The sequence below is a fragment of the Actinokineospora sp. genome (genome assembly GCF_050699995.1).
Classification (GTDB): Bacteria; Actinomycetota; Actinomycetes; order Mycobacteriales; family Pseudonocardiaceae; genus Actinokineospora.
The window spans coordinates 1-8,759 of the sequence record NZ_JBOHGC010000538.1; the positions used below are offsets into that span (position 1 = coordinate 1).

Here is an 8,759-nt window from a genome sequence, read left to right on the forward strand (position 1 = left end):
TCGTCCAGCGGGTCGTAGAACCGGCGCAGGTAAAGGGTGAACGCGGTGAGGACACCCAGTTCCAGCCCGCCGTTCGCGACCCGGCACGCGCCGATCGCCAGGACCACGGCCAGTGACAGGTTGCCCACCAGCCGAACCGTCATGGTGAACCGCGCGACCACGGTGAGCGCCTTGCTGTTCGCGCCGCGGAAGCTCTCGTTCAGCTCGTCAATGATGGACTCGTTGCGCGACTCCCGACGGAACGCCTGGACGGCACGCATGCCGTTCATGGTCTCGACGAACTGGACGATGATCTTCGCGATCGCCCCGCGGGTGTCGCGGTAGGCCTGGCCCGAGTTGCGGTAGAACCACCTGGTCACCAGCAGCAGCGGGATGAAACCGGTGAGCACCAGCAGCGCCAGCGGCGTGTCCAGGACGAGCAGCAGCACCGCGATGCCCGCGACGGACAGGATGGCCGACAGCAGGTCGTCGAGGCCGTCCTCCAGCAGGTCGTCGAGGGAGTCGAGGTCGCTGGTGAGCCTGGAGATCACCTTCCCGGACGTGTAGGACTCGTGGAACGACAGCGAAAGTCGCTGCGAGTGCCGGAAAATCCGCATCCGCAGGTCGAGCAGCACGTCCTCGCCGATCCGCCCGGACAGCCGCAGGAACAGGTACCGCAGCCCGGCCGAGCCGACGCTGGTCATGACGTACGCCGCCACGCACCACGCCATCACCGACGGGTCGCCGTCGATCGCGGCCGGGATGCCGGAGTCGATGGCGATCGCGATGATCAGCGGACCGGCCAGGGTCGCGGCGTTGTCGGCCACGACGAACAGCAGGGCGAGCAGGGCCTGCCCGAGGTGCGGGCGGATCAGCGAGCCCAGCAGCTTGCGGGAGCGCGCCTTCAGCTTGAGGCTGGTCGCGTACGCGACCTCCTCGGTGTCCTCGGCGGCGACCCCGCGCCAGGCCTCGGCCTCCCGCGGGCTCTCCACCCGGTCCTTGGCATGGTCGGCGGCGTCCTGCGGCGCGCTCACGTGCTCACCTCCTCGCGGTCCATAGTGGACAATAGGGCTCGGTAGTCTTCGTTGGTGGCCAACAGGTCTGAGTGCTTCCCGACGGCGACGATGCGTCCGCCGTCGAGCATCGCGACCCGGTCGGCCAGCTGCACGGTGCTCGGCCGGTGGGCCACGACCAGCGCGGTCACGTCCTTCAGGACGCTGCGCAGCGCGTGTTCGACCTCGGCCTCGGTGTGCACGTCGAGCGCCGAGAGCGGGTCGTCGAGCACGAGCACCTGGGGCTTGCCGACGACCGCCCGGGCCAGCGCGAGCCGCTGGCGCTGGCCGCCGGACAGCGACAGCCCCTGCTCACCGATCCGCGTGTCCAGCCCCCACGGCAGGTTGTCGACGAACTCCTCCGCCTGCGCGATCCGCAAGGCCTCGCTGACCTGCGCGTCGGTCACGTCGTCCGCGCCGAGCGCCACGTTCTCCCGGACGCTCGCCGAGAACAGCACCGGCTCCTCGAACGCCGTCGCGACCGCGGTGCGCAGGTCGTCGAGCGTCACGTCCCGCACGTCCACGCCGTCGATCGTGACCCGCCCGGCCGTGACGTCGGCCAACCGCGGCACCAGCGCGGTGAGCGTCGTCTTGCCCGACCCGGTCGACCCGACCAGCGCGATCGTCTCGCCCGGGCGCACGTCCAGGTCGACACCGCGCAGCGTGTCCCGCTCGGCTCCCGGGTATCGGAAGTGCACGCCCTCGAACCGCAGGCTGCCCACACCGTCCGCGGGCAGGCGCTTCGGCTCGGCCGGGTCGGTCACGGTGATCTCGGCGTCGCGGACCTCCCAGTACCGCTCACACGCGGTCGCGGCGTCGTTGGTCTCGGCCAGCAGCCACCCGATCGAGTCGGTCGGCCAGCGCAGGTAGGTCGCCACCGTGATGCCCGCGACCAGGGTGCCGACCGTCATCGACCCCTCGACGACGCCGGTCGCACCGAACAGCAGGCTGGCGCCGATCCCCAGCTCGGGCAGCATGATGATCGCCGCCCACAGGATCGCCAGGACCTTGATCTTGCGCAGCTCCGTCTGCCGAAGCTCCTTCGCCTCGGCCGCGAACCGCTCCGCCAGATGCCTGCCGCGGCCGAACGCCTTCAGCACGCGGATACCGAGCACGGACTCTTCGACGGTTGTCGCCAAATCGCCTGCCTGGTCCTGCGAACGCCGCGACAGCACCGAGTACTTCGACTCGTACTGCGTGGAGATCAGCACCAGCGGCGCCGTGCAGATCAGCGTGATGAAGCCGAGGGTGGGGGACAGGACGAACAGCACCGCCAGCCCGGCCAGCAGCGTCAGGCTGTTGACCACCAGGAAGACGACCCCGAACGCGATGTACCGACGCAGCGTGGACAGGTCCGACACCGCGCGGGACAGCAGCTGGCCGGACTGCCACCGGTCGTGAAACGCGATCGGCAGCCGCTGAAGATGCTGGTAGAGGTCCATTCGCAGGGCGGCCTCGACCTGCGTGCTCGGCCGCACGATCAGCCTGCGGCGCACGTAGAACAGGATCGCCTCGGTGGACCCGAGGGCCGCCACCGCCAACACCAGCCACGGCAGCAGCGCGGTGTCCTTCGCGGCGACCGGGCCGTCGAGGATGCGCAGGATGACCAGCGGGATCGTCAGACCGCACACCATCGAGCCGAGGACGGCCACGGCGGAGCCGATCAGGCGACCGCGAACCGGACGCAGGTATGGCAAGAGTCTGAGTAGTACCCAGACTCGCGTGCCCTGCCGTTCGGTGTCCATGAGGCCCCCTGTCGCCTCGATTGACGGTAGCCACGGAGCGTGTCCGGGTCATCTGAATTACGAGGGTGGTCCCTCCAGTGCGGTGGAGGTCAAGCCGTCCTTTGTGGAGCGCGGCATGATGGAGGCATGACTCGATCGGAAGCTGTGCGCTTCCTGCGCACTGAACCGAGCATGGCGTTCACGGAGGGCCGACTGCTGGCGCTGCGGGATGGGGTGGTGTACGTCCTGGCCCCGGATGGGTGGGCCCGGCTGGGCCGGGAACGTCCGTCGACCGCGGTGTGGATCGACCGGGAAGCCGCTGAGGACTTGTGCGAACTCGAGGGCTGGGACCTGCATCTGCTCGATACCGTGCCGGATTCGGGCGGCCTCTAGCGACCGCATCAACAACGGTCGCCGCGTGGCGGCGGCGGGAGAATTGACCGTGCGGCTCTAAGCCCTCTGACATGCGAAAAGGCGGCCCCCAGACACCTGGGGACCGCCTTCTCGTCGGTCAATCAGCCCCGGTTGGACCGGGTGCCGAGCAGCACGTCCTCCCACGACGGGACGATCGGCCGGGCCTTCTTGTTCGCCTTCGGCCGCCGGGGCGGTTCGGGCTTGCGGGCGGGCTCGTCGATCAGGGCGTTCTCCGGCTCGTCCAGCTCACGCGGGGCGGGCTCTTCCTCGACGGACTCGGCCGGGGCCTGCTCCTCGACGATCTCGGCGGGAGCTTCCTCGACTGTGTCCACCAATTCCTCCACCTGCGGAGCGGGCTCCGGGGTCAGTTCGAAATCCTCGACCACGAAGTCCGCCGCGGGCGTTTCCGAGCCGTTGACGGCGGCGGGCAGTTCCGCTTGCGGCCGCTCGGCCGTGTCCAGGTTCATCGCCGCCTGGGCGAGCTGGGTGACCGGGCGGACCGTGCGCAGCGGCCGGTTCGGCTGGGGGTCGAGCAGGTCGCGGGCGTGGTCGTCCAGGGGAGTGACCGTGCCGCCGTGGGCACCCGGGTGGAACGACCAGTGGGCGCGGTTGAGCGACCTACCGGCCGTCCAGCTCAGCTGCACGACCCACTTGTTGTCCTCGCCGCGCCACGAGTCCCAGTTGGCGACCGCATAGTCCTGGCCGCGCAACCCGAACGAATGCGCGACGACCTCACCGAGCGTCTGCACATCCGGGCCGTCTTCACGGACCGGGTGGGCGCGCTGGGCGAGGTCGGCGGTGCGGGACCGCTCCAGTAAGACCGGATACGCGTAACGCTCGACCTTGTGAGTCGGGATGCCCGCCGCCTCGGCGACCTGCTCCACGGACTCTCCGGCACGGATACGGGTCTGGATCTCTCGTGGACGCATCTGGCTCTCCAGCTCGATTTCGATCTGGCCGAGTCGAGTGACGTCTCCTCGGGCGGCCGCACGCAGCCGCTCGTCCGCCGGAAGGGTGAAACGCTCGCCACGCGCCGAGTCTTCGCAGATGACGGTCTTGCCGTCATCTCCGAGCCCGACGACCCGCAGCGCGCGCATCGTGCACCTCCATACGATCTGAGCAGACTCACTCGCCAGCGTCCCACGGTAGATCGGCGAGTCGCCTTGACGAACTAGGCGCGCCGTTACCCAAGGGATATCCCGAATGATCTTGCCGTATTCGAACGTGCGGCGCACCAAGGTTGTGATCGTTCACCCGTTCGCGTATCTGGGGCTACCCGAGGCGCTCTACGACCCAATCGATGGCACCGGTCAGCAGGCTCACGTCGTCCGGTTCGATGGCCGGGAACATGGCCACGCGCAGCTGGTTGCGGCCGAGCTTGCGGTACGGCTCGACGTCGACGATGCCGTTGGCGCGCAGGACCTTCGCCACCTGGGCGGCGTCGACGGCGTCGGTGAAGTCGATCGTGCCGACGACCTGGGAGCGGTGCGCCGGGTCGGCGACGAACGGCGTGGTGAACTCGCCCTTCTCGGCCCAGCCGTACAGCCTGCTCGACGAGTCCTTGGTGCGCGCGACGGTCCAGTCGAGGCCGCCGTTGCCCAGCATCCAGTCGATCTGCTCGGCCAGCAGGAACAACGTCGAGATGGCCGGGGTGTTGTAGGTCTGGTCCTTGACCGAGTTGTCGACAGCGGTGGTGAGCGACAGGAACTCGGGGATCCAGCGGTCGGACGCGCCGATCTCGGCCACCCGGGCCAGCGCGGCCGGGCTCATCAGCGCCAGCCAGAGCCCGCCGTCGGAGGAGAACGACTTCTGCGGCGCGAAGTAGTAGACGTCGAAGTCCTCGGCCTTGACCGGAAGACCGCCCGCGCCCGAAGTGGCGTCGATGGCGACCAGCGCTTCACCGGAACCGGCGGGACGCACGACCGGCATCTGCACGCCGGTGGAGGTCTCGTTGTGCGCCCAGCCGACCAGGTCGGTGCCCGCGGCGTAGGCGATCTCGGGCGCGGTGCCCGGCTCGGCCTTGACCACGACCGGCTCGCCCAGGAACGGCGCGCCCTTGGTCACGGCGGCGAACTTCGACGAGAACTCGCCGTTGGTGAAGTGCTGCGAACGCTCGCGGACCAGGCCGAACGCGGCCGCGTCCCAGAACGCGGTGGCGCCGCCGTTGCCCAGCACGACCTCGTAGCCCTCGGGCAGCGAGAACAGCTCACGCAGGCCGCTGCGGACCCGCCCGACCAGCGACTTGACCGGCTTCTGCCGGTGGGACGTGCCGAGCAGCTTGGCGCCCTCGGTGGCCAGCGCGGCCACCTGCTCCGGGCGGACCTTCGAGGGGCCGCAGCCGAAGCGCCCGTCGGCGGGCAGCAGCTCGGCGGGCAGCACCAGCGTGCTCGGGTCGGCGGTCTGGGTCATCTCTTCGGCGCCTTTCGGTACTGCGACGACTGTGGGGACCCCGGCGACGGTGACGGGCTCACCCAGTCTCGCATGACCGCTCCGACCCGCCACACCGATCGACCGGCAGGTGGGAAAGGCGCTGGTCGATTGATGTTCCCTGCCCGCTGCCTGGCGTGCCACGATCAGGGCCTGCCGAACCCTGGGGGACTGATGCGATCACCTGTCTGGCGGCTGGTGGGCTTCGTCGCCGCGGTGGCGGCCGCGTTCGGGATCACCGGCGTCGTCGTCGGATTCCTCAGCCCGGCGCCGCCATGGCTGTGGTCGTTGCTCGTCGCGGTGCTGCTGCTGGTCGTGACCTGGGCGGCGTTGCGGCTGGAGGGCCGCGGCCTCGCCGACCTCGGCCTCGAGTGCACCGGCAGGCGGTTCCGCCAGGCGGGCGCGGGATTCCTGATCGGGACCGCGGTGTTCTCCGGGGTCGCGCTGACCCACGCGGCCATGGTCGGTGCGACGTGGCGCTTCAGCGGCGCCGAGATCGCGGGGACGGTGGTCGCGGGTCTGGCGGTGATGCTGCTGTCGGTCGTGTTCGAGGAACTGGTGTTCCGCGGCTACGCCTTCCGACAGCTGACCGCGATGGGCGGACCCGTTCTCGCGGTCGCGGTGACCAGCGTCGCCTTCGGCGGCTATCACCTGATCGGCAGGCCGTATTGGGCGATGGGCGCGGTCTTCGTGGTCGCCATGTCGCTGCTCGGCGGCGTGGTCTTCGCGTACGCGCTGCTCAGGTCGGGCGGGCTGCCGCTGGCCATCGGCCTGCACTGGGGCGGCAACTGGGCGATGTCCAGCCTGTTCGGCCCGGGCGCCGGGTCGGTCTGGTCCGCGGACCTCTCGCAGGCTCAGGTCGCCGCGCTCACCGCGCCGGACCTCGGCCCGCACCTGCCCTACCTCGCCGCGCTGGCCGTCATCGGCCTGGTGGTCAGCTCCGGGCGATTCGGTCCCGCTGGGAGCGGCGGCGCCAGAAGGACGGCACCGCCACGACCGTGACCACGGTCGCCGCCCCACCTGGCCGACCCCGACTCGGGATCCCCGCTTGACGGCTACCCCAGGGTGCGCCAGCCGGTCTCGTCCACACCGCCCGGGATCGCGTCCGGGGTGCCGTACGGCTCCCGGGTGAACACAAAAGTGGCCAGGTCGAAGTGGCTGGGCACGCCGTCGGCGTTGCGGTGCAGGACCAGGGTCTCGCCCGCGTAGTAGCCGTCGAGGCCGGTCCAGGTGTCGCGGCCCTCGGGGCGGAAGCGGGACTGCCTGCCGACACCGGAGACCGGGGCCAGCCGCAGCCAGCCCTCGGGCAGCAGCCGCAGCAGGTACGGGGTTGGGCCCCAGTGCCACAGGCCGGTGAGGCTCAGCAGCTCCGGGTCGGCCTCGGCCATCGGCTCCCACTCGGCGGGCAGCGCGGGCTCCAGCTCCTCGACCAGGTTGATCAGGTCGTGCGACAGGGCCACGACCGGCACTCCGGAGGTCGAGTTGGCCATGCTCAGCGCGCCGGTGCCGGTGCGCCAGTCGATGAGCGCGCTCGCCAGGAAGCCGGGCATCGAGCCGCTGTGGCCCGACAGGCGCCGACCGCCCAGGCGCATCGCCTCGAAGCCGAGGCCGTAGCCCATCGTCCACGCGTCGTTGTCGTCCACGTGGGCCGGTGTGCGCATCTCCGCGACGGTGTCGGGGTGCAGCACGTCGCCGGTGTCGCCGCCGATGAAGCGGACCCAGCGGGCCAGGTCGTGCACCGTCGACCAGAGCTGTCCAGCCGGGGCCATGGCGCCCGCGTCCGGGGTGGGCTCGTTGAGCAGGACGTCGGCGAAGGGGTGAACGGCCCAGCCGAGCGCGGCCGGGGCCTGCGGCTGCGGGGTCGTGCGGGTCATGCCCAGCGGCGCGAGGATCTCGGCTTCGAGCGCTTCCAGCCAGCTGGTTCCGCGCACGCGCGCGACCAGCTCACCGAGGACCCCGTAGCCCACGTTGGTGTAGTGGAACCGCGCGCCGGAGCGGTGGCGCAGCGCGTTCTGGGTGAGGCTGTTCTGTAGCGCGGTCCAGTCGTCGCCGACAGCGCGCTCCCACCACAGGCCGGGCGACTCCGAGGTCAGGCCCGCGGTGTGGGAGAGCAGCTGCGCGATGGTGACGTCGCCGAACGAGGTGCCCTGCAGGTGCTTGTCGAGCGCGTCGTTCAGGTCGAGCAGGCCCTCGTCGCGCAGCCGCATGACCAGGACCGCGATGAACGTCTTGGTGATCGAGCCGATCCGGTACTGGGTGTCGGTGGTCGGCGTCTGGCCGTCGACCTTGCCCCGGGTCCCCGTCCAGACCACGACGCCGTCGCGGACCACAGCCGCGACCAAGGAGGGGGCGCGGCTCTCCGCCTGCGCCGTCGCGATCCGGCGGAGCAGGGCGAAGTCGGTTGTCTGCAGCAGCATGAGTTGAATTGTGGGTCATAAATCAACCCAATAACCCCATGGAGATGGCCTTTGTGACGGCCGCGGTCCGATCCGAGACGCCAAGTTTATCGAACGATCGGACCAAATGGGTCTTTACAGTCGCCTCGCTAATGTGTAGCGCCCGGCCGACGTCGGCATTGGTCATGCCCTGCCCGACCAGCTTCAGCACCTCCCGTTCGCGGGCGGAAAGTGCCTGCTTGGCGGGGTGCGGACGCTGCGGACGAGCTTTCCGGCGACCGACGGCGCGAGCACTGTCTCACCCCGGCCGGCGGCCCGCACGGCGTCGGCCAATTCCGTGGTGGAGGCGTCTTTCGACAGATATCCGGACGCCCCCGCCTCGACCGCACGCAAAATGTCCGTATCCGTTTCGTACGTAGTGAGCACGACCACCGCGGAACCGCCGTCGGCGACGATCTTCGCGGTGGCGCCCGCGCCGTCGAGACCGGGCATCCGCAGATCCATGAGGATCACCTGCGGACGCAGCGCTCTGGCCACGGCCACCGCTTCCTCACCGGAGCCCGCCTCGCCGACGACGGTCAGGTCGGGTTCGGCTTCGAGCATCCCGCGCGCACCACGGGGTGGTCGTCCACCAGCAGCACGGTGATCATCCGAGCACCTCCACCGTCACCGTGGTCCCCGCGCCCGGCGCGGACCGGACCTGCGCCGCGCGCAGCAGCAGGACTTCCACGCCGGTCGGCAGCGGCGCGGCGCCCTCGGCGTGGAAC

The 8,759-nt window shown here is 70.3% G+C and carries 7 protein-coding genes and 1 pseudogene; 2 read left to right on the plus strand and 6 right to left on the minus strand.

All coding sequences use genetic code 11. From position 1 onward, the window contains the following. A partial coding sequence (locus ACRDSQ_RS26445; protein ID WP_431424684.1) for an ABC transporter ATP-binding protein occupies positions 1-1,013 on the minus strand: 1,013 nt, incomplete at its 3' end. Beyond that, on the minus strand, positions 1,010-2,776 hold the full coding sequence (locus tag ACRDSQ_RS26450) for an ABC transporter ATP-binding protein (protein WP_431424685.1): 1,767 nt from the start codon (positions 2,774-2,776) through the stop codon (positions 1,010-1,012). The genes ACRDSQ_RS26445 and ACRDSQ_RS26450, both read right to left, overlap by 4 nt. A gap of 126 nt (positions 2,777-2,902) precedes the next feature. Here ACRDSQ_RS26450 and ACRDSQ_RS26455 point away from each other — a divergent pair, with 126 nt between their 5' ends. Next, complete coding sequence (locus ACRDSQ_RS26455; RefSeq protein WP_431424686.1) at positions 2,903-3,148, plus strand: hypothetical protein; 246 nt, start codon at positions 2,903-2,905, stop codon at positions 3,146-3,148. A 122-nt stretch (positions 3,149-3,270) separates the two neighbouring features. Here ACRDSQ_RS26455 and sepH read toward each other — a convergent pair whose 3' ends face one another. Both sepH and serC read right to left on the minus strand, forming a co-directional pair. Beyond that, a complete protein-coding gene (sepH, locus tag ACRDSQ_RS26460; protein ID WP_431424688.1) occupies positions 3,271-4,266 on the minus strand; it encodes a septation protein SepH in 996 nt (331 codons plus the stop codon). A gap of 175 nt (positions 4,267-4,441) precedes the next feature. After that, complete coding sequence (gene serC, locus ACRDSQ_RS26465) at positions 4,442-5,578, minus strand: phosphoserine transaminase (RefSeq protein WP_431424689.1); 1,137 nt, start codon at positions 5,576-5,578, stop codon at positions 4,442-4,444. A gap of 192 nt (positions 5,579-5,770) precedes the next feature. Between serC and ACRDSQ_RS26470 the strand changes: the two genes are divergently transcribed. Further along, complete coding sequence (locus ACRDSQ_RS26470; RefSeq protein WP_431424690.1) at positions 5,771-6,598, plus strand: CPBP family intramembrane glutamic endopeptidase; 828 nt, start codon at positions 5,771-5,773, stop codon at positions 6,596-6,598. A 53-nt stretch (positions 6,599-6,651) separates the two neighbouring features. Here the strand turns inward: ACRDSQ_RS26470 and ACRDSQ_RS26475 are convergent, their stop codons facing one another. Together ACRDSQ_RS26475 and ACRDSQ_RS26480 are read right to left on the minus strand one after the other, a co-directional pair. After that, on the minus strand, positions 6,652-8,010 hold the full coding sequence (locus ACRDSQ_RS26475) for a serine hydrolase domain-containing protein (protein ID WP_431424692.1): 1,359 nt from the start codon (positions 8,008-8,010) through the stop codon (positions 6,652-6,654). A gap of 25 nt (positions 8,011-8,035) precedes the next feature. Continuing rightward, positions 8,036-8,642 (minus strand): annotated as a pseudogene (locus ACRDSQ_RS26480) (response regulator). Between the last annotated feature and the right edge of the window lie 117 nt (positions 8,643-8,759).